This window comes from Streptomyces sp. NBC_01515, assembly GCF_045040345.1.
GTDB lineage: Bacteria > Actinomycetota > Actinomycetes > Streptomycetales > Streptomycetaceae > Streptomyces.
The window spans coordinates 5,379,784-5,404,576 of sequence record NZ_CP109416.1; the positions used below are offsets into that span (position 1 = coordinate 5,379,784).

14 protein-coding genes, 1 tRNA gene and 2 pseudogenes are annotated in these 24,793 nt (G+C 70.4%); 2 read left to right on the forward strand and 15 right to left on the reverse strand.

The window, feature by feature from the left end:
* Positions 1 to 63 precede the first annotated feature (63 nt).
* The 12 genes from OG407_RS23915 to bldG form a co-directional block, all read right to left on the reverse strand.
* Positions 64 to 137: transfer RNA gene (locus tag OG407_RS23915), tRNA-Thr, on the reverse strand.
* Positions 138 to 278: 141 nt separating this feature from the next.
* Positions 279 to 1,925 (reverse strand): alpha/beta hydrolase, encoded by a 1,647-nt coding sequence (locus OG407_RS23920; protein WP_405861007.1) that lies wholly within the window; start codon positions 1,923 to 1,925, stop codon positions 279 to 281.
* A gap of 139 nt (positions 1,926 to 2,064) precedes the next feature.
* The gene (locus OG407_RS23925) at positions 2,065 to 3,270 is read right to left on the reverse strand and encodes a DNA polymerase III subunit delta' (protein ID WP_405861009.1); all 1,206 of its coding nucleotides are present in this window, start codon (positions 3,268 to 3,270) and stop codon (positions 2,065 to 2,067) included.
* Positions 3,271 to 3,391: 121 nt separating this feature from the next.
* The gene (tmk, locus tag OG407_RS23930; protein ID WP_405861011.1) at positions 3,392 to 6,745 is read right to left on the reverse strand and encodes a dTMP kinase; all 3,354 of its coding nucleotides are present in this window, start codon (positions 6,743 to 6,745) and stop codon (positions 3,392 to 3,394) included.
* Positions 6,746 to 6,881: 136 nt separating this feature from the next.
* The gene (gene topA / locus OG407_RS23935) at positions 6,882 to 9,722 is read right to left on the reverse strand and encodes a type I DNA topoisomerase (RefSeq protein ID WP_405861013.1); all 2,841 of its coding nucleotides are present in this window, start codon (positions 9,720 to 9,722) and stop codon (positions 6,882 to 6,884) included.
* A 408-nt stretch (positions 9,723 to 10,130) separates the two neighbouring features.
* The gene (locus OG407_RS23940) at positions 10,131 to 10,328 is read right to left on the reverse strand and encodes a hypothetical protein (protein ID WP_405861015.1); all 198 of its coding nucleotides are present in this window, start codon (positions 10,326 to 10,328) and stop codon (positions 10,131 to 10,133) included.
* Positions 10,329 to 10,423: 95 nt separating this feature from the next.
* A complete protein-coding gene (locus OG407_RS23945) occupies positions 10,424 to 12,910 on the reverse strand; it encodes a protein kinase domain-containing protein (RefSeq protein ID WP_405861017.1) in 2,487 nt (828 codons plus the stop codon).
* A gap of 639 nt (positions 12,911 to 13,549) precedes the next feature.
* A complete protein-coding gene (locus OG407_RS23950; protein ID WP_405861019.1) occupies positions 13,550 to 15,070 on the reverse strand; it encodes a methyltransferase in 1,521 nt (506 codons plus the stop codon).
* A gap of 137 nt (positions 15,071 to 15,207) precedes the next feature.
* Complete coding sequence (locus OG407_RS23955) at positions 15,208 to 15,804, reverse strand: small secreted protein (RefSeq protein WP_365302003.1); 597 nt, start codon at positions 15,802 to 15,804, stop codon at positions 15,208 to 15,210.
* Between the two features lie 195 nt (positions 15,805 to 15,999).
* Complete coding sequence (locus OG407_RS23960; protein WP_405861021.1) at positions 16,000 to 18,408, reverse strand: sodium-translocating pyrophosphatase; 2,409 nt, start codon at positions 18,406 to 18,408, stop codon at positions 16,000 to 16,002.
* A 311-nt stretch (positions 18,409 to 18,719) separates the two neighbouring features.
* Positions 18,720 to 19,157 (reverse strand): ATP-binding protein, encoded by a 438-nt coding sequence (locus OG407_RS23965; protein WP_328680653.1) that lies wholly within the window; start codon positions 19,155 to 19,157, stop codon positions 18,720 to 18,722.
* 118 nt (positions 19,158 to 19,275) lie between these two features.
* Positions 19,276 to 19,617 carry an anti-sigma factor antagonist BldG gene (bldG, locus tag OG407_RS23970; protein WP_003975386.1) on the reverse strand — a complete coding sequence of 114 codons (342 nt, stop codon included), beginning with the start codon at positions 19,615 to 19,617 and terminating at the stop codon, positions 19,276 to 19,278.
* A gap of 80 nt (positions 19,618 to 19,697) precedes the next feature.
* Here bldG and OG407_RS23975 point away from each other — a divergent pair, with 80 nt between their 5' ends.
* Entirely contained in the window at positions 19,698 to 22,244 is a 2,547-nt protein-coding gene (locus OG407_RS23975) for a DEAD/DEAH box helicase (RefSeq protein ID WP_405861024.1), read from the forward strand.
* 40 nt (positions 22,245 to 22,284) lie between these two features.
* Here OG407_RS23975 and OG407_RS23980 read toward each other — a convergent pair.
* The 3 genes and pseudogenes from OG407_RS23980 to OG407_RS23990 form a co-directional block, all read right to left on the reverse strand.
* A pseudogene (locus OG407_RS23980) lies at positions 22,285 to 22,554 on the reverse strand (Rv3654c family TadE-like protein); the annotation flags it as partial.
* 50 nt (positions 22,555 to 22,604) lie between these two features.
* The gene (locus OG407_RS23985; protein WP_365301997.1) at positions 22,605 to 22,982 is read right to left on the reverse strand and encodes a TadE family type IV pilus minor pilin; all 378 of its coding nucleotides are present in this window, start codon (positions 22,980 to 22,982) and stop codon (positions 22,605 to 22,607) included.
* A pseudogene (locus OG407_RS23990) lies at positions 22,969 to 23,094 on the reverse strand (DUF4244 domain-containing protein); the annotation flags it as partial. The gene OG407_RS23985 and the pseudogene OG407_RS23990, both read right to left, overlap by 14 nt.
* 52 nt (positions 23,095 to 23,146) lie before the next feature.
* On the opposite strand from OG407_RS23990, the gene OG407_RS23995 reads away from it, so the two are divergent.
* Positions 23,147 to 24,790 carry a recombinase family protein gene (locus tag OG407_RS23995; protein WP_405861026.1) on the forward strand — a complete coding sequence of 548 codons (1,644 nt, stop codon included), beginning with the start codon at positions 23,147 to 23,149 and terminating at the stop codon, positions 24,788 to 24,790.
* Positions 24,791 to 24,793 lie beyond the last annotated feature (3 nt).

The window sequence follows — 24,793 nt, forward strand, 5'->3', positions numbered from 1 at the left end:
CAACCCATCCCGGCCAAAGCAAAAGCCCCAGGTCACGGCGAGTGAGTCCTGAGGCTTCGGCAGAGCCGCCTTCGGGATTCGAACCCGAGACCTACGCATTACGAGTGCGTTGCTCTGGCCATCTGAGCTAAGGCGGCGCGCTGTCCACACCATGGTGCGATCAGCAACGTCGGAAAGTCTACACAGTTTCTGAGGGTGCTCCGTACACCCCCCGGAAGCACCTCCGGAGGTACCCCGCACGCACCCCGACCACAGCCCAGACCGCACCCTCGCCAGGGCTACGAGCAGCGCTTGCCCTCCCCGGGCACCGTCCCCCGCAGCACATACGCGTCGATCGCGGAGTCAATGCACGTACTACCGCGCCCGTACGCGGTGTGACCGTCCCCCACGTAAGTCAGCAGGCGGCCGGACGAGAGCTGGCGGGCAAGGGACTGGGCCCACCGATACGGCGTAGCCGGATCCCGGGTCGTGCCGACGACGACGATCGGGGCGGCGCCCTTCGCCTCGATGCGGTGGGGCTCGCCCGTGGCCTTGACCGGCCAGTACGCGCAGTTCAGGGAGGCCCAGGCGAGGCCGTCGCCGAAGACGGGGGACGCCTTCTCGAAGGCGGGGAGGGCTTGCTCGACCTGGTCGGGGGTCGAGAACGCGGCCGGGAGGTCGAGGCAGTTCACGGCGGCGTTGGCGAACATCAGGTTCGAGTAGCGGCCGTCGGCGTCACGCTCGTAGTAGCTGTCGGAGAGGACGAGCAGGCCGGCGCCGTCGTTCTCCTTCATCGCCGAGGTGAGCGCCTCGCGCAGCTGCGGCCAGGCCGCCTCGTCGTACATCGCCGCGATCACGCCGGTCGTGGCGAGCGCCTCGCCGAGCTTGCGGCCGTCCGCGTCGCCGGTGGGGACGGGGTGCGCGTCGAGCTTCTTGAAGAACGCCTTCAGGTTGTCGCCGACCCGATCGGGCTTCGTGCCCTTGCCGCCGAGCGGGCAGTCGGTCTGCCGTACGCAGTCCTTCGCGAAGGACTGGAACGCCGTCTCGAAGCCCGCCGTCTGGTCGAGGTTCATGCGGCGCGCGGGCAGGGACGGGTCCATCGCGCCGTCGAGGACGACGCGGCCGACCCGGTCGGGGAACAGTCCCGCGTACGTCGCCCCGAGGAACGTCCCGTACGACGCCCCGACGTACGTCAGCTTCTTGTCCCCCAGCACCGCCCGCAGGATGTCCATGTCCCGCGCCGCCTCGATCGTCGAGACATGGCGCAGGACATCGGGCGAGTGTGCGCCGCAGCCCTCCGCGAACTTCTTGTACTCGCCCACGAGTTGAGTGGTCTCGCGCCGGTCGTCGGGGGTCGTGTCGGTCTGCGTGAACGTGTCCATGGCCCGTCCGCCGAGGCACTCGACGGGCTCGCTGCGGGCGACGCCGCGGGGGTCCATCGCGACCATGTCGTAGCGGGCGCGGACCTCGGCCGGGTAGCCGATCCCGGCGTACTGCTGGAGATACCCGACCGCCGAACCGCCCGGCCCGCCCGGGTTCACCATCAGCGAACCGAGCGGCTTGCCCTTGCCGGTGGCCTTCTTGCGGGCGACCGCGAGCCGGATGTCGCCCCCGGTGGGCTTGGCGTAGTCCAGCGGCGCCTTCATCGTGGCGCACTCGAAACCGGGGACACCGCAGGTGTGCCAACTGAGCTTCTGCCCGTAGTACGACGCCAGGGTGGACGGCGTCGACCGCGGCAGCGCGGCCAGCGCCACGTCCGCGGCCGGACTCGTCGCCGTCGTCGAACTCCCCGGGGAACACGCGGACACGAGCAGCGCGGCTACGGCGAGCAGGGTGCCGCCGGTCCGACGGGTGCGGTGGCCGCGGTGACTTCCGAGGCTTTCGTGGCTTCGACGGACCTGGCGGCTGGGCTCGCTGGGCCGGCGGAGGGGGCGCCTGATGTGCATCGACCGAGGGTAACCCTGCGCGATCACGCGAATGCTCTGCGCGCACGATCCGCCCCGGACGAGTTACACCGTCAACCTCACACCCAGAAGATCAGCCCCCTGTGCGACCCACTGTTCGACCCGCTGATCAGCCCACTGCTCAACCCGCTCTGAGCGCCAACGTCATCGCCTCCACCGCGAGCAGCGGCGCCACATTCCGGTCGAGCGCCACGCGGCACGCCCCGATCGCCTCGATACGGCGCAACGTGGACTCCGGGGAACCGGCCCGCGCGAGCCGCTCCAGCGCGTCCTCGGCATCCGCGTTGGCGATCGCCACCCGGGAGCCGAACTGGAGGGCGAGCACATCCCGGTAGAACGCGGTGAGGTCGGTCAGCGCGAGGTCGAGACTGTCGCGCTGCGTACGCGTTCTCCGGCGCTTCTGCTTGTCCTCCAGGTCCTTCATCACCCCGGCCGTGCCGCGCGGCATCCGGCTGCCCTGGCCGCCGCCCATCGCGGCCCTCATCTCCTCGGTCTCCTTGTCGTCCACCTCCTCCGCCAACTGCTTCGCGTCCTCGGCCGCCGCGTCCACCAGCTCCTGGGCGGCCTTGAGGCACCCGCCGACGTCCTCGACCCGCAACGGCAGCTTCAGTACGGCGGCCCGGCGCGCGCGTGCCTCCGGGTCGGTGGCCAGCCGGCGGGCCCGGTCGACATGGCCCTGCGTGGCGCGCGCCGCCCCCATCGCCACGGCGGGCTCGACGCCCTCCCGCCGTACGAGCAGGTCGGCGATGGCCTCGACCGACGGCGTGCTCAGGTTCAGGTGGCGGCAGCGGGAGCGGATCGTGGGGAGGACGTCCTCGATCGAGGGGGCGCAGAGGAGCCAGACCGTGCGGGGGGCGGGTTCCTCCACGGCCTTGAGGACGGCGTTGGCCGACTTCTCGTTCAGCCGCTCGGCGTCCTCGACGAGGATGATCTGCCAGCGGCCGGTCGCCGGCGAGGTGAAGGACTTGCGGACCGTGTCCCGCATGTCGTCGGCGAGGATCTGCGTGCCCACCGCGGCGACGGTGGTGACGTCGGCGTGGGTGCCGATCAGCGCCGTATGACAGCCGTCGCAGAAGCCGCAGCCCGGGCTGCCGCCGAGCGCGCGGTCCGGACTCACGCACTGCAGCGCGGCGGCGAAGGCCCGCGCGGCCTGGTTGCGTCCCGCGCCGGGCGGCCCCGTGAACAGCCAGGCGTGCGTCATCTTCGATGCCTCCGGCGGGGCCGTACCGGTGGTCGCCGCGGTGACGAAGGCGTCGGCGTCCCGAGCGGCGGCGTCGAGCTGCTCGCTCACCTTCTCCTGGCCCACCAGGTCATCCCACACGGTCATGGGTCACCGGCCCTTTCGTCACGTTTCGAGTTACGCGATCCATTGTGCGGGCCACCACTGACAACGAGGGTCGGGGAGCGGCTCGGGAGGGGCGAAGCGCGAGTCGTCGTCCCCGCTGCCGTCAGCCCCGACGCCCCCGACCACGACCCCGCCCACGCCCGGTGCCGTCGTCGTCCCGGTCGAAGTCGCCGTCCTCGCGCGGACCGAGCAGTTCGTCGGCCAGCGAGGGCAGGTCGTCCAGGGGAGTCTCCTCTGCCCAGTCGGGGCGCGGCCGACGCCGGGGCGCACCCTGCTCGTCGACCTGGGGCAGCTCGCGAGTACGGTCCTCGCCACCTTCGGTCCGGTCGGCCGGAGACTCGTCCCGGAAGAAGCCCGCGGGCACCCGGTCCGACGGCCCCTGCCCACGCACCGGCGGCAGCACAGCGGTCTCGTCCGCGGCACCGACCGGCGGCAGTACGGCCGTCTCCTCGGCAGCCGACACCGGCGGCAGTACGGCCGTCTCGTCCGCCGCCCCCGCAGGAGCGGGCGGTTGCGGCAGCTCGGCCGTCCGCTCGGAGTCACGCACCTCGGAATCGCGCACCTCGGAACGGGACGCCCCGGAATCCCCGGACACCGACCGCAGTACGGCCGTCTCGTCCCCGGAACCGGAACCAGAACCGGAACCAGAATCGGAACCGGAACCGGAACCGGAACTCACCGGCCGCAGCACAGCCGTATCCTCCGCCGACCGCCCACGCGCCCCGGAACCCGCCCCGGCACCCGGCTTCACCACCGGCGTCGGCACAGTCGACGCCTCAGGCCTGGCCGCCGGAGCCGAAGGAGCGGCCGGCACCGGAGGAGCCGTCGGCTGTCGAGCCGCCCGTTCCGCTGCCGCAGCCGCCTCCGCCGCCAAGCGGCGGGCCTCCTCGGCCGCGAGCAGGGCCGCCTCGGCCTTGCGCTGCTTCTCCAGCCGCCGGGCCTCCGCCTCGGCGCGCAGCCGGGCCTCGTCCTCGGCCTGCTTGCGGAGCCGGTCGGCCTCCGCCCTGCGGCGGGTCTCCTCGGCGGCGCGGGCCTCTTCCTCGGCGAGGAGGCGGGCCTTCTCCTCCTCGGCACGCCTGCGTGCGTCCTCGGCGCGCTGCCGGGCCTCTTCGGCCTGGCGTTCCGCCTCGCGGCGCTGGGCCTCCTCCAGCTCGCGCCGCTTACGCTCCTCCTCCTCGGCGCGCAGCTTGGCGAGCTGCTCCTGGCGCTCGCGCTCCAGGCGCTCCTCCTCGGCCTTGCGGGCGGCCTCTTCCTCCGCCTTGCGGCGGGCCTCCTCCTCGGCGGCCTTGCGCGCCTCCTCCTGGGCCTTGATCTCGGCCTCGGAGAGCGGCAGGACGGTGTCGAGGCGGTGCCGGATCACCGTGGTGACGGCCTCGGGCTCCTGGCCAGCGTCGACCACCAGGTAGCGGCTCGGGTCGGCGGCGGCCAGCGTGAGGAAACCGGACCGTACGCGCGCGTGGAACTCGGCGGGCTCCGACTCCAGTCGGTCCGGCGCCTCCGTGAACCGCTCGCGGGCGGTCTCCGGGTCCACGTCCAGGAGAACGGTCATGTGCGGGACGAGTCCGTCGGTCGCCCACCTGTTGATGCGGGCGATCTCGGTCGGGGAGAGGTCACGGCCGGCGCCCTGGTAGGCGACGGACGAGTCGATGTAGCGGTCGGAGACGACGATCGCGCCGCGCTCCAGAGCGGGCCGCACGACGGTGTCGACGTGCTCCGCGCGGTCGGCGGCGTAGAGCAGCGCCTCCGCGCGGTGGGACAGTCCCGCCGACGACACGTCGAGCAGGATCGACCGCAGCCGCTTGCCGACCGGTGTCGCGCCGGGCTCGCGGGTGAGCACGACCTCGTGTCCCTTGCCCCTTATCCACTCGGCGAGGGCCTCGGCCTGCGTGGACTTCCCGGCGCCGTCGCCACCCTCCAGGGCGATGAAGAAGCCGGTGCTCGCGGGCACCGTGTCGGGGTCGTCGCCGCCGAGCAGCGCGTCGCGCAGATCGTGCCGCAGCGGCACTCCCGCGCGGTCGTCGACCTTGGCCAGGACCAGTGCGGCGACCGGCAGCAGCAGGGCGCCGACCAGCATCAGCGTGAACGCGGCACCGCCGTGCGCGAACACGAACTTGCCGTTCTCCAGGCGGTGCGGGCCGATCAGCGCCGCCACCAGGGGGGCGATCAGCGCGCCGAGCGCGACCGCGACCCGGACGACCGCGTGCAGGTGCTCGGTGGTGCGGGCCCGCCGGTAGTCCTCGGCCTCCTGGTCGAGCAGGGTGTGCCCGGTGTTGGCGGCCACGCCCGCGCCGATGCCGGCGAGCGCGACGATCAGCAGCACGGTGGTGACGTCCGGGACCAGGCCCGCGGCGAGCAGCGCGATGCCGGTGAAGGCGATGGCGAGGGTCAGCAGGCGGCGGCGCGACAGCGTCGGCAGCAGGGCGGGTGCCGTACGGATGCCGACCACGACCCCGCCGGTCAGCCCGAGCACCAGCAGCCCGAAGGTCACCGGGCCGCCGTGCAGGTCCTGGGCCTGGAGCACGGACACGGCGACGGCGGCTGAGATCGCCGCCGCGACGGCCGCGCAGGCGACCACGAGCAGCGCGATCGCGCCGGTACGGCCCTTGTCGACGCCGGTGCCCGTCCGGGGGCGGCGCAGCCCTTCGAGCGGCGACCGCGCGCGCGGGGTGCGGATTCCGGGCAGTTCCAGGGCGGTCAGGACGGAGAGCGACGCGGCGAACAGCCCGGCCGCGACGTACGAACCGAGCGCGGCGTGGTGCTGGTCGAACCAGGCGACGCCCGTGCCCAGCAGGTTGTTGAGCAGGGCCGCCACGACGAGTGCGGCGGCCGCGAGGGGGATCGACACGAAGCTGGTGCGCAGCGACAGCCGGCGCAGCGCGTCCATGTGGTCGGGCAGCGGCCGGACCGTGGCGCCCTCCAGCGGCGGGGCGGGCAGCAGGGCGGGTCCGGCGCTCTCGCGGCACACCGTCCAGAAGCGCTCGGCGACTCCGGTCACGAAGGCGGTCACCAGGAGCACGGCCAACGCGTTGTCCGGAGTCCAGTCGATCCACAGCGGGGCGACGATCAGCAGCGCGGCCCGCAGACCGTCCGCGCCGACCATGGTCCAGCGCCGGTCGAGCGGCCCCTCCTGGGAGGTGAGCGAGGTGAGCGGGCCGAGCAGCACCGCCCCGAAGAGCAGCGTCGCCAGGATGCGCGCCCCGAAGACGGTCGCCACCGCGAACGCCACACCCCGATAACCACCACCGAACGAGCCCTGGGCGATGGCCGCCTGGAAGGCGAGCACGACCAGGACCAGCAGGGCGAGGGTGTCACCGACACCCGTCACGAGCTGTGCGCTCCACAACCGCTTGAGCTGCGGCTGGCGCAGCAGGGCGCGGACGGCACGCTCGCGGGAGTCCGCGACAAGGGCGTCGTCGGGGGCCGGCTGGTGGGCCGTTGGCTGCTCGGCTGGCGTCATGCTTTCAGCCTATCGGCAGCCACCGACAACAAGCCGCGCCCGCCCGGACCTGCGCACGCCCCGACACCAAAGTGATGCCGGGGCGTTCGTTTCGCGACCCTCCGGTGCAGGAAGCGTGCGCTCCCCAACCGTCCGATCAGTCCTCGGACGTCACCTTGGAGGTGGCCGTCTTCTTGGCCGTCGCGGTCTTGGCGGCGGTGGTCGTCTTCTTGGTGGCCGTCGTCGTCTTCTTCGCCACGGCCTTCTTCGCCGTCGTCGTCTTCTTGGCGGGCGCCTTCTTGGCCGCCGTCTTCTTCGCCGGGGCCTTCTTCGCCGTCTTCTTGGCGGGCGACTTGGCCCGCTTCTCGGCGAGCAGCTCGTAGCCGCGCTCCGGGGTGATCTCCTCGACGCTGTCGTCGGAGCGCAGGGTCGCGTTGGTCTCGCCGTCGGTGACGTACGGACCGAAGCGGCCGTCCTTGACGACGACGGGCTTCTCGCTGACCGGGTCGGTGCCCAGTTCCTTCAGCGGCGGCTTGCCTGCGGCCCGGCCGCGCTGCTTGGGCTGGGAGTAGATCTCCAGCGCCTCTTCGAGGGTGATCGTGAAGAGCTGGTCCTCGGCCGTCAGCGAACGGGAGTCCGTGCCCTTCTTCAGGTACGGCCCGTAGCGCCCGTTCTGCGCGGTGATCTCCACACCCTCGGCGTCCTTGCCGACGACGCGCGGCAGCGACATCAGCTTGAGGGCGTCGGCGAGCGTCACCGTGTCGAGGGTCATCGACTTGAACAGCGAGGCCGTCCGCGGCTTGACGGCGTTCTTCCCGGTCTTCGGGGTGCCCTCGGGGAGCACCTCGGTGACGTACGGGCCGTAGCGGCCGTCGCGGGCGATGATCTGGTTGCCCGACTCCGGGTCGGCGCCGAGCTCGAAGTCACCGCTCGGCTTGGCGAGCAGTTCCTCCGCGAGGTCGACCGTCAGCTCGTCGGGGGCCAGGTCCTCCTGCACGTCGGCGCGCTGGTGGTTCTCGGAGTCCTTCTCGCCGCGCTCCACGTAGGGGCCGTAGCGGCCGACGCGCAGCATGATGTCGTTGCCGACCGGGAAGGACGACACCTCGCGGGCGTCGATCGCGCCCAGGTCGGTGACGAGTTCCTTGAGGCCGCCCAGGTGGTCGCCGTCGCCGTTGCCGGCCTCGGCGGCGCCCGTCGCCTCGCCCTCGCCGAAGTAGAAGCGCCGCAGCCACGGCACGGCCTGCGCCTCGCCGCTGGCGATGCGGTCGAGGTCGTCCTCCATCTTGGCGGTGAAGCTGTAGTCGACGAGCCGCCCGAAGTGCTTCTCCAGGAGGTTGACGACGGCGAAGGACAGGAAGGACGGCACCAGGGCCGTGCCCTTCTTGAAGACGTAGCCGCGGTCGAGGATCGTGCCGATGATCGACGCGTACGTCGACGGGCGGCCGATCTCGCGCTCTTCGAGCTCCTTGACGAGGCTGGCCTCGGTGTAGCGGGCCGGGGGCTTGGTGGCGTGCCCGTCGACCGTGATCTCCTCGGCGCTGAGCGCGTCGCCCTCGGCGACCTGGGGCAGCCGGCGCTCGCGGTCGTCCAGCTCGGCGTTCGGGTCGTCGGCGCCCTCTACGTAGGCCTTCAAAAAGCCGTGGAAGGTGATCGTCTTGCCGGAGGCGCTGAACTCGACGTCCCGGCCGTCGGACGAGGTGCCCGCGATCTTCACGGTGACGGAGTTGCCGACCGCGTCCTTCATCTGGGAGGCGACGGTCCGCTTCCAGATCAGCTCGTAGAGCCTGAACTGGTCGCCGGCCAGGCCGGTTTCGGCGGGCGTGCGGAAACGATCACCCGAGGGGCGGATCGCCTCGTGCGCCTCCTGGGCGTTCTTGACCTTCCCGGCGTAGACGCGCGGCTGGGCCGGCAGGTAGTCGGCGCCGTACAGCTGCGTCACCTGGGCGCGGGCGGCGGTGATCGCCGTCTCGCTCAGGGTCGTGGAGTCCGTACGCATGTAGGTGATGTAGCCGTTCTCGTACAGCTTCTGCGCGACCTGCATCGTGGCCTTCGCCCCGAAGCCGAGCTTGCGGCTGGCCTCCTGCTGGAGCGTCGTCGTACGGAACGGGGCGTACGGAGAACGTCGATACGGCTTGGACTCGACGGACCGGACGGCGAACCGCGTGTCCTCCAGGGCGGCGGCCAGCGCGCGGGCGTTGGCCTCGTCGAGGTGGAGGGTGTTCGCGCCCTTGATCTGACCCAGGGAGTCGAAATCGCGGCCCTGGGCGACGCGCTTGCCGTCGACGGCCTGGAGGCGTGCGACGAGGGTCGACGGGTCGCTCGCGTCGCCCGCCCGGCCGGTCCCGAAGGTGCCGGTCAGGTCCCAGTACTCGGCGGAACGGAAGGCGATGCGCTCGCGCTCCCGCTCGACGACGAGCCGGGTGGCGACGGACTGGACACGGCCGGCCGACAGGCGCGGCATGACCTTCTTCCAGAGGACCGGCGAGACCTCGTAGCCGTAGAGGCGGTCGAGGATGCGGCGGGTCTCCTGGGCGTCGACCAGGGGCTGGTTGAGGTCGCGCGGGTTGGCGACGGCGGCGCGGATCGCGTCCTTGGTGATCTCGTGGAACACCATGCGCTTGACCGGGACCTTGGGCTTGAGGACCTCAAGCAGGTGCCACGCGATGGCCTCGCCCTCGCGGTCCTCATCGGTGGCCAGGAAGAGTTCGTCGGAGTCCTTGAGAAGGTCCTTGAGCTTCTTGACCTGGGCCCGCTTGTCGGCGTTGACCACATAGATCGGCGCGAAGTCGTGGTCGACGTCCACACCGAGGCGACGGACCTCGCCGGTGTACTTCTCGGGCACCTCCGCGGCGCCGTTGGGAAGGTCGCGGATGTGCCCGACGCTCGCCTCGACGACATATCCGGGGCCGAGGTAGCCCTTGATCGTCTTCGCCTTGGCAGGCGACTCGACGATGACGAGTCGGCGGCCGCCGTGTGCGGTCTCGCTGGTCGGGGACAACTTCGCTCTTCTCTCCGGTCGACGCTGGGGCCTCCCCCGGGCAAGCGGCTCCAGGGAGGAGCAGGTGCGTTTCCGCGTCGTTCGGTACGTGCTCTCGGTGATCCGGCGGGAGGTCCTCGTAGCGGGGCTACCAGGGCCTTCGACCGGTGCGGCGAGAGTGCGTGCCGGGCGGCGTGGGGACGTGCCTGCATCTCCCCGGGGGTGCTTGGTCCCGAGGTCGGGTCATGGTGACGCTGCGGAGTGTGACGGTACATCCCGCCCCCGTGTCAAACGGGAAAAGCCCGCAACGGCCACTCGAACGGTAACCCGACTACCGCCATTCCTGCCGCCCGGAGTCCCCACCGGCCTTTTCGGAGCCATCCGGAGGGTGATCTCTCACCTGCCCGCGCCGCGGCTCCGACGCGCTGCTCAGACGTGCAGGAAGCACCAGGTACCGAGGAGCAGGGCGGCGACCGCGGCGAGGCTCGCGAGGGTCGCCGATGCGACCGGGTTCACACCCTGGGCGACGGGTTCGCGGTGCCGGACCCTGACCGCGGTCCACAGCAGCAGCGCGGCTCCGAACAGGGCGAACACCGACCCCGCGAAGATCGCCGGCCCGCTCTCCATACGTGTCCCCTCCCGACCGGATGCCCCGGTCCGGGAGGCTGGCACCCGGAGGCGACGGGCAGGCCAACCCCGGGTGAACTCGCGGCGGACAGCGCTCAGGCGGTCGTGCCGGAGGACGATATCGCCCCGGTCGTCCGGGACCGATCGGTCTCTCCCACGGTGCACACGACCGAGTCGAAACCGGCCTTCCAGTTGGTCTCGTCGGACAGATACCCGAAGACGGAACGGTCGGATCCGGGCGCCCAAGTCGACTCGAACTTGTTGCCGCACAGCTTGTTCCCCTGCCGCAGCGCCTCCTGGAACGTCATCGTCCGCGGGGCCGTCACGAAACCGATCACCTGGTCGGTGTGCTGATCGGCACAGTCGGTCAGGGTCGCGGTGAAGTACGTCTTGTGGTCGACGTACAGCCAGCAGTCGCCGACGCTCATCTCGGTGGTCCACACGTTCGACCCGGTGCTACGGAAGCGCCCTATCTCGCCGCCGATCGGCACATGCCGACCGAGCACGAGGCACGCCGTACCGCCTCCGGCCGCCCCGAAGCCCGCCTCGGTCGGCGTGAGGGCGTAGACACCGGCGTCGGCCAGGGCCCCTGCCGTCTCCCCCACCTTCCCCGCGCACCGCTCGCCCCCGTGGTCCCGCGCGTCGGCGAAGTCGCGCGCCGGGTCGACCGCCATCACCTGCCCGTCCGGAACGTCGTGCGCGCAGCTCACAACCCCGAGATTGGGCCGCGACGCGAACGCCGCCCCGGTCCACACCGCGTGCACGCAATCGCCGGTCTGCAACGCCTTCTTGAGCCCGACGCCCTGGCCGTACGGATACGCGGAACCGGCCGATGCGGACTCCGATGCCGCGGACGGGGACGCCTTCTTGGTCGCCGCCGCACCCTTGCCGTCGCTCAGCGAGGTCACGGCCCACACCCCACCGGCGACCACCATCAGGACGGCGACGACAAGGGCGGCAACCGCCCCGACCGGCCTCCGATGCCGGCCCCCACGGGGCGGCCCGCCGCCGATCGCCCCCGGGCCACCGGGATACGTCGGGCCCTGACCGCCCGCATAGGGGGGCGTCGGCGCGCTGCCTTGGTAGGACATCGTGGGGCTGTTCGCGTACGGATTCCACTGACCGTACGACCCACCGCCGGGCGAACTGGCCTGTCCCTGTGGGGAGTACGGCGCCTCGGCGCCCGCCGGGGTATTCGGCGTGTCGGGGGTCGGCGGGGTGCCGGGGTTGTTCGGGGCGCCCGGAGTCTCCGGCGTCCCGAAGGCCTCCGGTGTCCCCGGAGTGGGCCGGCCTCCGGGCGTGGAGCCCCCGAGGGCGGCCGGGAGCCGGTCACCGTACGCCGCCGGGTCCTGATGGGTGGCCCCGGGCCCTCCCGGGGTCTGCGGGGCGTAGGGACCGCCCGCGTAGGGGCCGCCCATGGCGTACCCGGGCTGTCCGCCCGGGACTTGGCCCCGAGGTCCGCTCTCCACCCGACCGGGTGGATCGCCCTCGGCGTAGCCGGGCCGACCGCTCCCGACGTAGCCGGGCGGACTACTCCCGACACTGCCGGGCGGACCGTCGGCGACACCCCCCGGCGACCGATCTGCCGTGGGCCGACCGCCCTGGGCCGGTCCGAAGCCGCGCGGTGCCGGTCCGAAGCCCTCCGGCGGCGGTCCGAAGTCGCTGGGCATCCGGCCCGAGTCACCCCGCCCGACCCCGTCCGGCGCCGCACCGACCCGCCGCCCCACCCGCTCCAACCCCCGCGCCGCGGTCTCCGGCGCCGACCTCAGCACCGGGTCCTTGACCAGCAACCCCTGGAGTACCGGCGCCAGTTCACCCGCGCGGACGGCCGGCGTCGGCTCCTCGCCGAGCAAGGCCGTGAGCGTCGCGAAGTCGCCGTGGCGGTCGAAGGGGCCGCGGCCCTCGACGGCGGCGTACAGCGTGGCGCCCAGCGAGAACAGGTCCGCGGCCGGGGTGGGCGGCTCGCCACGAGCCCGCTCCGGAGCCAGGTAGCCAGGGGTGCCGAGGATGCCGGCCGTAGCCGTGAGGCGGGGTTCGTGGGACTCGGGCTGGAGGGCGATGCCGTAGTCGGTGAGCAGCACGCGCGCGTACGGATCGCCCGAAGCGTCCGGTGCCAGAAGGATGTTGGCCGGTTTCACATCCCGGTGCAGGATGCCGATGCGGTGTCCGGCGGTGAGCGCGTCGAGGACGGCGAGCCCGATGCGGGCCACCCGGGCGGGCGGCAGCGGGCCCGAACGCCGTAGGACCGCCTGGAGGTCGACGCCGTCGGGGACGTACTCCATGACGATCCAGGGCAGGCCCTCGTGGATCACCACGTCGTGCACGGTCGCCACATGCGGATGACCGCGCAACCGGGCCGCGTGCCGCGCCTCACTCCGGGCCCGCGCGATGCGCTGCGCGCGCTCGCCACCACCCTCTGGCGCATCCGGCAGCGAGATCTCCTTGACGGCGACCTCGCAGGCCAACTCCTCGTCGTACGCGAGCCATACGCGCCCCATGCCGCCCGCGCCGAGCATCCGCAGCAACCGGTAGCGGCCGTTGACGACCCTGCCCTCGCCCTGTTCCGGCGTATCCCCGGCCATCACGCCTCCCCCGAGACGGCGCGCCTCCCCCGAGGACGCGTGGAACCTGTCTCTGAAAGTAGCCTCGCACCCGCCACTGACAAGAGGGCTTTTCCGCACCGATCCGAACAATCTCGCCGGATGCGGACCCACGCGGCTCAGCGGTACGGGCAGGCCTCAGGCGTGACAGGGGCCGCGTACGGGGGGCAGTCGGCGGATACGGCGGACACTAGGCAGCGCGATGGTCGGGCCGGCCGTAGGCACGGTGGACCGCGCGAGGGACCGGTCGGCCGTAGGCACGGTCGACGGCGCGACAGCCCGGCGGCCGAATCGCGGCCGACCGCCTCAAGCAGCCGGTCGGCAGACGCAGGACGCCGACCGGGAGCGACCACCCGACCGGGACCAACTCGCTTCCAGAAGCGGCCAGTCGACCCGAGAGCGCCAGGCCCGCTCCACCCTCGGAAAACGGCCGGCCACCGGCACCCGGTCGCCGCCAGGCGCCAGCCCGCCGCCCTCAACCGCCCGCCGCCCCATGCCAGTCAGCCGTCGGCACCCAGTCGTCACCCGCGCCGGTCAGCCGTCGGCACCAGTCGCCCCGCCACGCCAGTCAGCCGCCCCCAACCGGCCGTCCCCCCTCGCCAGTCAGCCGCCGGACACCAGTCACCCCACCGGCTCCAGAAACCCCTGTTCCACCAGCAACCGAATCTGCGCCGGCGTCCGGTCACGCAGCAGAACCGGGTCCTCGCCCACGAGTTGGGCAATGGCGTCCAGGATGCGCCCCGCGCTCAGCGTGCCGTCGCAGACGCCCGCGAAGCCCGCGCCGACCGTGTCGACCTTGGTCGCCCGGCGCATACCGCGGTGCTGGCGCAGGACGACGTGCTCGGGGTCCTCGGCGCCGGGCAGGCCGACCTGTTCCTGGATGACCTCGTCGGCCAGCCTGAAGTGGGCGGCGAGCAGGGCCGCGTCGTCGCGGGCGCGCAGATAGTCGACCCGGTCGAAGTGCTCCCGCACGGCGTCGCCGAGCGGCTGCTCGACCGGGTGCGGCCACTCCTCGACGGTGATCGAGGGTGCGTCGGAGTCCGTCCTGCGCAGGGTGATCCAGCCGAAGCCCACGGCCTTGACCTTGCGCGCCTCGAACTCGTCGAGCCACGCGTCGTAGAGCGCCTCGTACGCGGCCGTGTCGCCCTGGTGGTCGCCCGCGTCCCTGAGCCACAACTCGGCGTACTGCGTGACGTCCTGGACCTCGCGCTGCACGATCCAGGCGTCGCACCCGCGCGGCACCCACGAGCGCAGCCGGTCCTGCCAGTCCTCCCCCTCCACGTGCTGCCAGTTGGCGAGGAACTGCGCGAATCCGCCCTCGCGCAGGCGATCGCCCGCCTGCTGAACGAGCGACCGGCACAGATCGTCCCCGCCCATACCGCCGTCGCGGTAGGTCAGCCGGGCGCCCGGCGAGATCACGAACGGCGGGTTGGACACGATGAGTTCGTACGTCTCGTCGTCCCGGACCGGCTCGAAGAGCGAGCCCTCGCGGAGATCGGCGGCCGGGGCTCCGGACAGCGCGAGGGTGAGCGCGGTGATGTGCAGGGCGCGCGGGTTGAGGTCGGTGGCCGTCACGCGCGTGGCGTGCCGGGCCGCGTGCAGCGCCTGGATGCCGGAACCGGTGCCGAGGTCGAGCGCGGCGGAGACCGGCGTCCGTACGGTGATGCCCGCGAGCGTGGTGGACGCGCCGCCGACCCCCAGGACGACGCCTTCCTCCCGGCTGCCGATCCCGCCGGCCCCGCCGACCGCGCACCCCAGGTCGGACACGATGAACCAGTCCTCGCCGTCGGGCCCGCCGTACGGCCGTACGTCCACGGTCGCGGCGACCTCGTCGGTGCCCACGGAGACCAGCCACCCGCTCTCCAGGCACGCGGCGACGGGCAGGACGTCGGCCACGCGTGCGTGCGGCACGGGCTGCTGGAGCAGGAACAGCCGGACCAGCGTCTCCAGCGGGGTGTCGCCTCTGGTCGCCCGGAGGGCCGGCACGGTCTCGCTGCGGGCCAGCGCCGCGTACGCGGGGGCACCGAGCAGGTCGAGCAGTCCGTCGGCGGTGAAGGCGGCGCCGAGCAGGGCGTCCCGGAGCCGGGCGGCGACCTCCGGGCGGTCGGATGCGGGCAGGGTGGGCAGGGTGGAGTTACTCACACCCCCATTGTGGCCGCTCCCACCGACAACACGCGTGGCACCGGCCGACAAGGCCCCCGCCCATGCGAAGGCCCCGGCACGCACGCGTACCGGGGCATCTTTCAGTTACTGAAAGATCGCTGCCTACAGGGAACGCGTCAGGCCGCCGACGACGAAGCCACCGGCGTAGCCGTCTTGCAGGCCTCCTGCTTGGTCATCGCCTTGCCGACATCGCCCTCTTCGAGGGTCTTCAGGGCGTCGTTCCCGCTCGTGCTGAGCTTGTCCAGCGAGGTCGCGATGCCCTTGAGGCCGTCCGCGAACTTCGCCTGGTCCTTGGTGTTCAGCGCGTCCACCTGCCCCTTCAGGGTGGCGTACGACGTGGAGATGCCGTTGAGCTCCTTCACCGCGTCCTGCTGCTTCTTCGCGCCGTTGTCGACGTCCGGTGCCCCGGCGGTGTTCACGGCGGCCCCGATCGCCTTGTAGGCGTCGGACATGTCCTGGAAGGCCTGCGAGTCGGTCTTCTGGACCTCTTCCGGGGTGCTGTTGTCCGAGGTCTCCTTCTGGATCGCCGTGTTGGCGGCCTGGATCTTCTTCGCCTGCGGCTGCACCGCGACGCAGACCTGCTTGGCCCAGGCGTCCAGCTTGGCGTCGCTGTCGTCGCCACTGCCGCCGCATCCCGACAGCGCCAGTACCAGTACCGCACCGCCGGACAGTGCGGCCGCGAGCTTCTTGTTCACCGGGTTGGTCCCTTCCATGGCTCTCGGCCCCGGAACATACACGGCGGACGGGCCGCACCTCCGGGCCCAAGGTCCGATAGGAGACCCTTTGAAGCCATTTGCACCAAGCGAGAGAAGGCTCACGGCGAGGGCCTGAACACAGACAGAACGGGCGGGCGGCGCCCACAACTCGCGCCGCCCGCCCGCCCGTTGAGCAGAACTCCGTAGAACCGCCTACGAAACGACCGCCGGATCCGCCGACTTGGCCGTCCGGTCGGTGTCGTCGCCGTCGTCCCCCACGGCGATCCCGCGCCGCTTGGAGATGTACACCGAGACGGCGATCACGAGGAACGCGATGACCGCGATCGCGATCCGCACCCCGGTGTTCTTGTCGTCGCCGTAGCTGAACTTGATGACCGCGGGCGCGATGAGCAGCGCGACGAGGTTCATCACCTTCAGCAGCGGGTTGATGGCCGGGCCCGCGGTGTCCTTGAACGGGTCGCCGACCGTGTCGCCGATCACCGTGGCGGCATGGGCCTCGCTGCCCTTGCCGCCGTGGTTGCCGTCCTCGACGAGTTTCTTCGCGTTGTCCCAGGCACCGCCCGAGTTCGCGAGGAAGACCGCCATCAGCGTGCCGGTGCCGATCGCGCCCGCCAGGAACGAGCCGAGCGCGCCGACGCCGAGCGTGAACCCGACCGCGATCGGCGTGAGCACGGCGAGCAGACCGGGCGTGGCCAGCTCGCGCAGCGCGTCCTTGGTGCAGATGTCGACGACGCGGCCGTACTCCGGTGTCTCGGTGTAGTCCATGATCCCGGGGTGCTCGCGGAACTGCCGCCGCACCTCGTAGACCACCTTCCCGGCGGACCGCGAGACCGCGTTGATCGCCAGCCCGGAGAAGAGGAAGACGACCGCGGCGCCGACGATGAGGCCCACCAGGTTGTTGGGCTGGGAGATGTCCATCATCAGGTTGAGTGGTGCGCCCGGTCCCGAGACCTTCTCGCCGACGTCGTTGGCGGCGGTGAGAATCGCGTCCCGGTACGACCCGAAGAGCGCCGACGCCGCCAGGACGGCGGTGGCGATGGCGATGCCCTTCGTGATGGCCTTGGTGGTGTTGCCCACCGCGTCCAGGTTGGTGAGCACCTGCGCGCCCGCGCCCTCGACGTCGCCGGACATCTCGGCGATGCCCTGCGCGTTGTCGGAGACCGGCCCGAAGGTGTCCATGGCGACGATCACGCCGACCGTGGTGAGCAGACCGGTACCGGCCAGCGCCACCGCGAACAGCGCCAGCATGATCGAGGCGCCGCCGAGCAGGAACGCCCCGTAGACCGCGAGACCGATCAACAGGGCGGTGTAGACGGCCGATTCGAGGCCCAGCGAGATCCCGGCGAGGATGACGGTGGCCGGGCCGGTGAGCGAGGTCTTGCCGATGTCCATCACGGGACGGCGGTTCGTCTCCGTGAAGTAGCCGGTCAGCTGCTGGATCAGCGCGGCGAGCACGATGCCGATGGCCACGGCGACGAGCGCGAGGATCCGCGGATCGCCGTCCTTGGCCTTGATCGCCGCGTCGGTGACCCCGTCGAGATCGCCGTACGACGACGGCAGATAGACGAACACCGCGACCGCCACCAGCACGAGCGAGATCACCGCGGAGATGAAGAACCCCCGGTTGATCGCGGACATGCCGCTGCGGTCGGTACGGCGTGGCGCCACCGCGAAGATGCCGATCATGGCGGTGATCACCCCGATCGCCGGCACGAGCAGCGGGAAGGCGAGCCCGGAGTCGCCGAAGGCCGCCTTGCCGAGGATCAGCGCGGCGACCAGCGTCACGGCGTACGACTCGAAGAGGTCGGCCGCCATGCCCGCGCAGTCGCCGACGTTGTCGCCCACGTTGTCGGCGATGGTCGCGGCGTTGCGCGGGTCGTCCTCCGGGATGCCCTTCTCGACCTTGCCGACCAGGTCGGCGCCGACGTCGGCGGCCTTGGTGAAGATGCCGCCGCCGACCCTCATGAACATGGCGATGAGGGCGGCACCGAGGCCGAATCCCTCCAGCACCTTGGGCGCGTCGGCCGCGTACACCAGCACCACGCACGAGGCGCCCAGCAGACCGAGCCCCACCGTGAACATGCCGACGACGCCGCCCGTGCGGAAAGCGATCTTCATTGCTTTGTGCGAGACGGCGGTGAGATCCTTTTCCGGCTCACCCTCCCTCGGGGTCGCTTCCCGGGCCGCCGCGGCGACACGGACATTACTGCGTACGGCGAGCCACATGCCGATATAGCCGGTGGCCGCCGAGAACACCGCACCGATCAGGAAGAAGATCGATCGTCCGGCGCGCTGATTCCAGTCGTCCGCGGGCAGCATCAGGAGCAGGAAGAAAACGATCACGGCGAATACGCCGACCGTGCGCAACTGCCGTCCCAGATAGGCGTTCGCGCCTTCCTGGATCGCCGTCGCGATCTTCTTCATGCTGTCGGTGCCCTCGTCGGCCGCGAGTACCTCGCGGACCAGGATGACCGCGACCGCGAGCGCTGCCAGCGCCACGAGGCCGATCACCATCACGAGGATGCGGTTGTCGTCGGTCAGAACTGCGGCTGCGAAGGTTGTGGGGTGGTCAAACTGCTGAGGGGTAGAAAGCCCCGCCATTCGTCCTCCTTGACGCCTGTGCTGAGCTCAAGATGTGGACGGATTGTAGGTACCGGAACCTGATCAAAACAGTGCGCGGCAAACGGAATTGGCCTTCGCATAGTAATGCCTTAAAAGCATTGACGCTTGATCAAATTATCGGGGCGCCGATCAAGGCGATGATCGGGACGTCGATCCGCATTGATCGTGAATTGATTCACGAATTCTTTCGCGCCGGGGAAGCCCGGTCGTCGCACTGTCGCGGAACTCACCCGGAAATGCCGAAGGGCCCTGCTCAGCAGGGCCCTTCGGCTGTGGTGTGCGGCGATTTCTCAGGAAAGCGGGGTGGCCGGCGGGGTCGTCGGCCAGGTCATACGGATCGATCCGCCGTGCTCTCCCGCGGTGACCTCGACGTCGTCGACGAGCCCGCTGATGACAGCGAGGCCCATCTCGTCCTCCTCGGTCTCCGCGTCCGGATCGTCGCCCAGGGACCCGGGCGCCTTGTCGCCGGGAGCCGAACGTGGTGCCTCGTCGCCGACCTCGATGGAGAACTGCTTCTCCTCCTCGATCAGCAGCACCTTCACCGGGGCGGTGATCCCACTGCTCTGGTGCAGCCCGACGGCACGGGTACAGGCCTCACCTACGGCGAGTCTGACCTCGTCGAGTACGGCCTCGTCCACTCCGGCCCTGCGCGCCACCGCTGCCGCCACCAGTCGGGCGGTCCTGACGTGCTCGGGCAGCGCGCTGAAGCGGAGTTCAACGGTGGCCATGCATCCCCCTCGGGACTACGGGCGTGCTGTCGGAGGGCCGGGCCGCCGAAAGCCCGGTCCACCGGTCGTCTATACGGCCGATCGGGGAGCGGTCACACGCCGCTCCCGAAACGGTCGGTCAGTCGGTGGCCGCCACCGCTTCCTCGACCGAGGTGTGAATCGGGAACACCTTGGTGAGGCCGGTGATACGGAAGATCTTCAGAATGCGCTCCTGGTTGCAGACCAGGCGCAGCGAGCCCTCGTGGGCACGCACCCGCTTCAGGCCGCCGACCAGCACACCGAGCCCGGTGGAGTCGAGGAAGTCGACTCCCTCCATGTCCACGACGAGGTGGAAACTCCCGTCGTTCACCAGCTCGACCAGCTGTTCGCGCAACTTGGGCGCGGTATATACGTCGATTTCGCCACCGACCTCGACGACCGTACGATCGCCGACGGTACGGGTCGACAGGGACAGGTCCACGGATCCTCCAGCACCTTGCTATCGAGCGGTCATCCCATGGGACACCTCGGCAGAGCCCCCAGGACGGTTCGCCAGCCGCGATGGCATTCAATCACTTACCGCAGGGCGTGCACGACGCCTTGGCTCCATTGTCCGTCACGCCAGTGACACACTCGGTGCCGATGGCCAAGAATCAGCGAACCGATCGACCCTCGGCGGACCCCGTGTCCGGCCTCTCGCCGAGCACGGTTCTGGACCGGCTGGCGTCGGGACCGAGCCGGGCTTCGCGCATCACTCATACGGAGCACTTGCCCCCGCGCGAGGGCCGCCATGCCGTCTGGCCTGACCGGATTCGCGCCGAGGTGATCGCCACCGTCCAGGAAGCCGGTATCGAACACCCCTGGGCCCACCAGGCACAGGCCGCCGAGCACGCCCTCGACGGCGAGTCAGTGATCGTTGCCACAGGCACCGCCTCGGGCAAGTCGCTGGCTTATCTGGTACCGGTCCTCTCCGCGCTCCTCGACGGCTCCGAGGCGCCGAACGGCCGCGGCACCACCGCGCTCTACCTCGCGCCCACAAAAGCCCTGGCAGCGGACCAGCTCCGCTCCGTGAAGGAACTTTCACAACCTCTGGGCAATGCCGTTCGCCCGGCCGTGTACGACGGCGACACTCCGTTCGAAGAGCGCGAGTGGGTACGCCAGTACGCCAACTACGTCCTGACCAACCCCGACATGCTCCACCGCGGCATATTGCCCTCGCACCCGCGCTGGTCCTCCTTCCTCAAGTCCCTGAAGTACGTCGTCATCGACGAATGCCACACCTACCGGGGCGTCTTCGGCTCCCACGTCGCCCAGGTGCTGCGCCGTCTGCGCCGCCTCTGCGCCCGCTACGGCTCCTCCCCCGTCTTCCTCCTCGCCTCCGCCACCGCCGCCGAGCCCTCGGTCGCCGCCCGCCGCCTCACCGGCCTCCCGGTGGTCGAGGTCGCCGACGACGCCTCGCCCCGCGGTGAACTGGTGTTCGCCCTGTGGGAGCCCCCACTCACCGAACTGCACGGCGAGAAGGGCGCCCCGGTCCGCCGTACGGCCACCGCCGAGACGGCCGACCTCCTCACCGACCTCGCCGTCCAGGGCGTCCGCTCGGTGGCCTTCGTACGGTCCCGACGCGGCGCCGAGCTGATCGCGCTGATCGCCCAGGAACGCCTCGCCGAGGTCGACCGCTCGCTGGCCCGCCGGGTCGCCGCCTATCGCGGCGGCTACCTCCCCGAGGAACGCCGCGCCCTCGAACGCGCCCTCCACTCCGGCGAGTTGCTCGGTCTCGCCGCCACCACCGCCCTCGAACTCGGCATCGACGTCTCCGGGTTGGACGCCGTCCTGATCGCCGGCTACCCCGGCACCCGCGCCTCCCTGTGGCAACAGGCGGGCCGCGCCGGACGCTCCGGCCGGGGAGCGCTCGCCATCCTGGTGGCCCGCGACGACCCCCTGGACACGTTCCTCGTCCACCACCCGGAGGCCCTGTTCGACCAGCCGGTGGAGTCCACGGTCCTGGACCCGGACAACCCGTACGTCCTGGCCCCCCACCTGTGCGCGGCAGCGGCGGAACTCCCCCTGACCGAAGAGGACTTGGACCTCTTCGGCCCGGCAACGGCGGACCTGCTCCCCCAGCTGGAGACCGCGAAGCTGCTCCGCCGCCGTGCGAAGGCCTGGCACTGGACGCGCCGCGAACGGGCCGCCGACCTCACCGACATCCGCGGCGGGGGCGGCAGGCCGGTCCAGATCGTCGAGAACGGCACGGGCCGCCTCCTGGGCACGGTCGACGAGGCCGCCTCCCACACGACCGTCCACGAGGGCGCGGTCCACCTCCACCAGGGCCGCACGTACCTGGTGCGTTCCCTGGACCTGGAGGACTCGGTGGCCCTCGTCGAGGAGGCCGACCCGCCCTACTCGACGGTCGCCCGCGACACCACGGCGATCTCCGTCCTGGAGACGGACATCGAAGTCCCGTGGGGCCAGGGCCGGTTGTGCTACGGCTCCGTCGAAGTCACCAACCAGGTCGTCTCCTTCCTCCGCAGACGTGTCATCACCGGCGAGGTCCTGGGCGAATCAAAACTCGACCTCCCCCCTCGCACCCTCCGCACCCGCGCCGTCTGGTGGACGGTCACGGAGGACCAACTGGACGCCGCCCGCATCAACCCCGAGATCCTCGGCGGCGCCCTCCACGCCGCCGAACACGCCTCGATCGGCATGCTCCCCCTCTTCGCCACCTGCGACCGCTGGGACATCGGCGGCGTGTCCATCCCCCTGCACCCCGACACCCTGCTCCCCACGGTCTTCGTCTACGACGGCCACCCGGGCGGCGCGGGCTTCGCGGAACGCGCCTTCCACACGGCCCGCGCCTGGCTCACCGCCACCCTCCAGGCCATCGCCTCCTGCGAATGCGACGCCGGCTGCCCGTCCTGCATCCAGTCCCCCAAGTGCGGCAACGGCAACGATCCGTTGCACAAGCGGGGGGCTGTGCGGCTGCTCAGGGAGCTTTTGCGAGAGGCACCGGAGGTACAGGGCCCGGAGGTGCAGGGAGCGGTGGAGGCGCAGGCACCGGTGCTGCCGGGGGTGGTGGCGGTACCGGCCCCGCAGGGCCCGCCCGTGACCTGACCTCCGCCGCGAACGGTCCCCTGCCCGCCGACGCCGTCACGTCCGACGTCTCGCCCACGACCGCACACCGCACGAGCCGCGTCCCCTGCGCCCGCGCCACCCGCTCCGCCCGGGCGCAGGCCCCCGTACCGCCCTCCGCCCAGTGGTCGGCCGCCGCGAGCGCCGCGAGATCCGCACCGCCGGCCGCACGGTGCCGGGCCACGACCGCCTGCCCCAGGGCCAGCACGACCCCGAACACCACACACATCACGGCCATCGCCCCGAGGCTCCACACGGTGGCGGACCCACGGTCCGAGTGACGGGATCGCATGTGCTCCAGAGCCGGGACACGGCGCGTCGCAGCGGCCCGAATACGACACCTCACGGCCCCGCCCTCCCCTCGCCCACCGTCTCCTCCGCCAACGCCACGGCCTCCTCCCGCACTTCGAAGGGCAGCCCGCTGAGCACCGGCGGTTTCGCGACCACGACGACGTGGACCTGGTCGCCCTCTCGGCCAACGGTGACCTTCGCACCACGCGGGGCCGTGTCCCGGACCACCCGGACCACCGCGTCGGCCGGGTCCTGCCTAGCCGCGGCCCGGGCGCCGGAGCGGGCCGCGTCCACGCACTGGATCTGCGCGGCCACCACCAACAGCCCCCACACCAGCGCCATCGCGAACATCACCAGCACGGGCAGCACCACGGCCGCCTCCGCCGTCACGAACCCCTCGTCCCCGCCCGGGCGTTCACACCTTCGCATCGAGGGCCCGCTTCACGATGTCCTGCAACTCCGCGCTGACCGCCCCGCTGGTCACCACCTTGTAGAGCACCACCGCGAACGCCACCGCCGCGACCAGTCCCATGGCGTACTCGTCAAATTCCTATGCATCCATTACAATGGATCATGAAAAGGAATAAACGAACATGCTCGACGAGTTGGAGGGACAACTAGCATTCGGTTATCTGCGCATCAGCGATGACCGAGAAGGCAAAGAACTTGGCGTTCAGCGCCAAGAAGAAGACATTAGGGCACTCGCCGCACAGCTCGGATTGATCCTCGTTCGCATCTACTGCGATAACGACATCTCCGCTAGCACAAACAGCGACGAGTACCGATCGGACTACGAAGACATGATGGGTCAACTTGAAGTTGGCCCCGTCAAAGTCGTGCTGTCCTACACCAAAGCGCGCCTTACTCGTAAACCCGAAGAGAACGAGCGGCAGCTCAAGCTCGCTCGGTTCCACGGCGTCAAGTACCGCTACGTACGTGGCCAATCGCTCGACCTCACAGTGTCCGCGAACCGGAAGATGGACCGCATCCAAAACGTCATGGATGCAGGCACAGCCGAGGACATCCAAGAACTTGCCCTCCGCAAGAAAATCCAGAATGCTCGTGAGGGAAAGTGGGATGGCGGCCCGCGCACCTTCGGGTACGGCAAGGTCATCGGGTACGACCCGATTAAGGGCAAAGACATCATCGACCCGTATCAGGTACGGGACGATGAAATCGTGGCGCTCCACGAAGGCAAACGTAAGACACTGGCCGGAGACAGCCAGTTCACGTGTGTTCAGAACTGGAACGACAAAGGAATCAAGACAACGCGAGCAGGCCAGCAGACCAAACTGAAGGACAAGGTCTCAATCTGCGACGGCCGTTGGGACGTCGGCAAGTTCAGGCGCACCATGCTCAAAGAAAGCTACGTGCTATTTGACCCGACCGGCCACCCCACTGACTGTCCGTGCCTAAAGAACCCGGAAAACGGTGGTACTCGGGTTCATAACGGAGAACGTCACCGTGCCAAATGGCCGTACGTCTTCACTCGCGCCGAACACGACGCCATGGAAGCCATGTTCAACGGGCGCGAAAAATTCTGGGTGTATAAGGGCGGCGTCCGAGCCCGCACCTACCTGCTGAGCGGCTTCGTTGAGTGCGGCGGAACCTGGCGTGACACCGCCAAAAAGGGCCAGTACTGCGGTGGGGTTATGTACGGCCAAGGCAAGACGTACAAGTTGGCCGACGGAACTATCAAGTACCAACGGCGCTACGCCTGTAAGAAGTGGGATAGGACTGGCGAACGGTGCGGGTGCTGCTCCGTCTTCCGCATCGCCGACCCCGTGGAGTTGTTCGTCACCGAACAAGTGCTATACCGCTTTGATTCACCCGACATCCTGAACGCGCTCGTACCACCGGTCAACGAGTCTCGCATGGCCGAGATAGTTCAAGAAATCAGCGAACTACAGGCGCGACGCGAGTTGCTGGCTGCCGAGTACGCGGCAGGCGAGCATGACAAGGAGGACTACCGCATCATGAAGCAAACGGTCCTCGACAAGATGGCAAGGCTCGACACTGAGAAGAAACAACTCATGAGCACTAAGGCGAAGAGTCTCGCAATCCCAACTGACGGCGGCCTACGCGCAATCTGGGACGGCGCAAGCATCGAGTGGCGGGCTAGCGTTATCCGGCTTGTGGTCGAGAAGGTTGTGATTCACCCGAGTATGCCGGGCGGGAAGATGTGGAACGGGTGGCGCTTCGATCCTGACGCGGTTGAGATTTTCTGGCTTCACTAACAA

What these genes read in the sequence shown, in the direction of transcription:
- OG407_RS23940 (WP_405861015.1), bottom strand. Translation starts at nt 10,328, where the DNA reads ATGGAGAGCGGGCCGGCGATCTTCGCGGGGTCGGTGTTCGCCCTGTTC.
- OG407_RS23955 (WP_365302003.1), bottom strand. Translation starts at nt 15,804, where the DNA reads ATGGAAGGGACCAACCCGGTGAACAAGAAGCTCGCGGCCGCACTGTCC.
- OG407_RS23925 (WP_405861009.1), bottom strand. Translation starts at nt 3,270, where the DNA reads ATGACCGTGTGGGATGACCTGGTGGGCCAGGAGAAGGTGAGCGAGCAG.
- OG407_RS23985 (WP_365301997.1), bottom strand. Translation starts at nt 22,982, where the DNA reads ATGCGAAGGTGTGAACGCCCGGGCGGGGACGAGGGGTTCGTGACGGCG.
- OG407_RS23960 (WP_405861021.1), bottom strand. Translation starts at nt 18,408, where the DNA reads ATGGCGGGGCTTTCTACCCCTCAGCAGTTTGACCACCCCACAACCTTC.
- OG407_RS23920 (WP_405861007.1), bottom strand. Translation starts at nt 1,925, where the DNA reads ATGCACATCAGGCGCCCCCTCCGCCGGCCCAGCGAGCCCAGCCGCCAG.
- OG407_RS23965 (WP_328680653.1), bottom strand. Translation starts at nt 19,157, where the DNA reads ATGGCCACCGTTGAACTCCGCTTCAGCGCGCTGCCCGAGCACGTCAGG.
- OG407_RS23975 (WP_405861024.1), top strand. Translation starts at nt 19,698, where the DNA reads ATGGCATTCAATCACTTACCGCAGGGCGTGCACGACGCCTTGGCTCCA.
- tmk (WP_405861011.1), bottom strand. Translation starts at nt 6,745, where the DNA reads ATGACGCCAGCCGAGCAGCCAACGGCCCACCAGCCGGCCCCCGACGAC.
- OG407_RS23945 (WP_405861017.1), bottom strand. Translation starts at nt 12,910, where the DNA reads ATGGCCGGGGATACGCCGGAACAGGGCGAGGGCAGGGTCGTCAACGGC.
- OG407_RS23995 (WP_405861026.1), top strand. Translation starts at nt 23,147, where the DNA reads ATGCTCGACGAGTTGGAGGGACAACTAGCATTCGGTTATCTGCGCATC.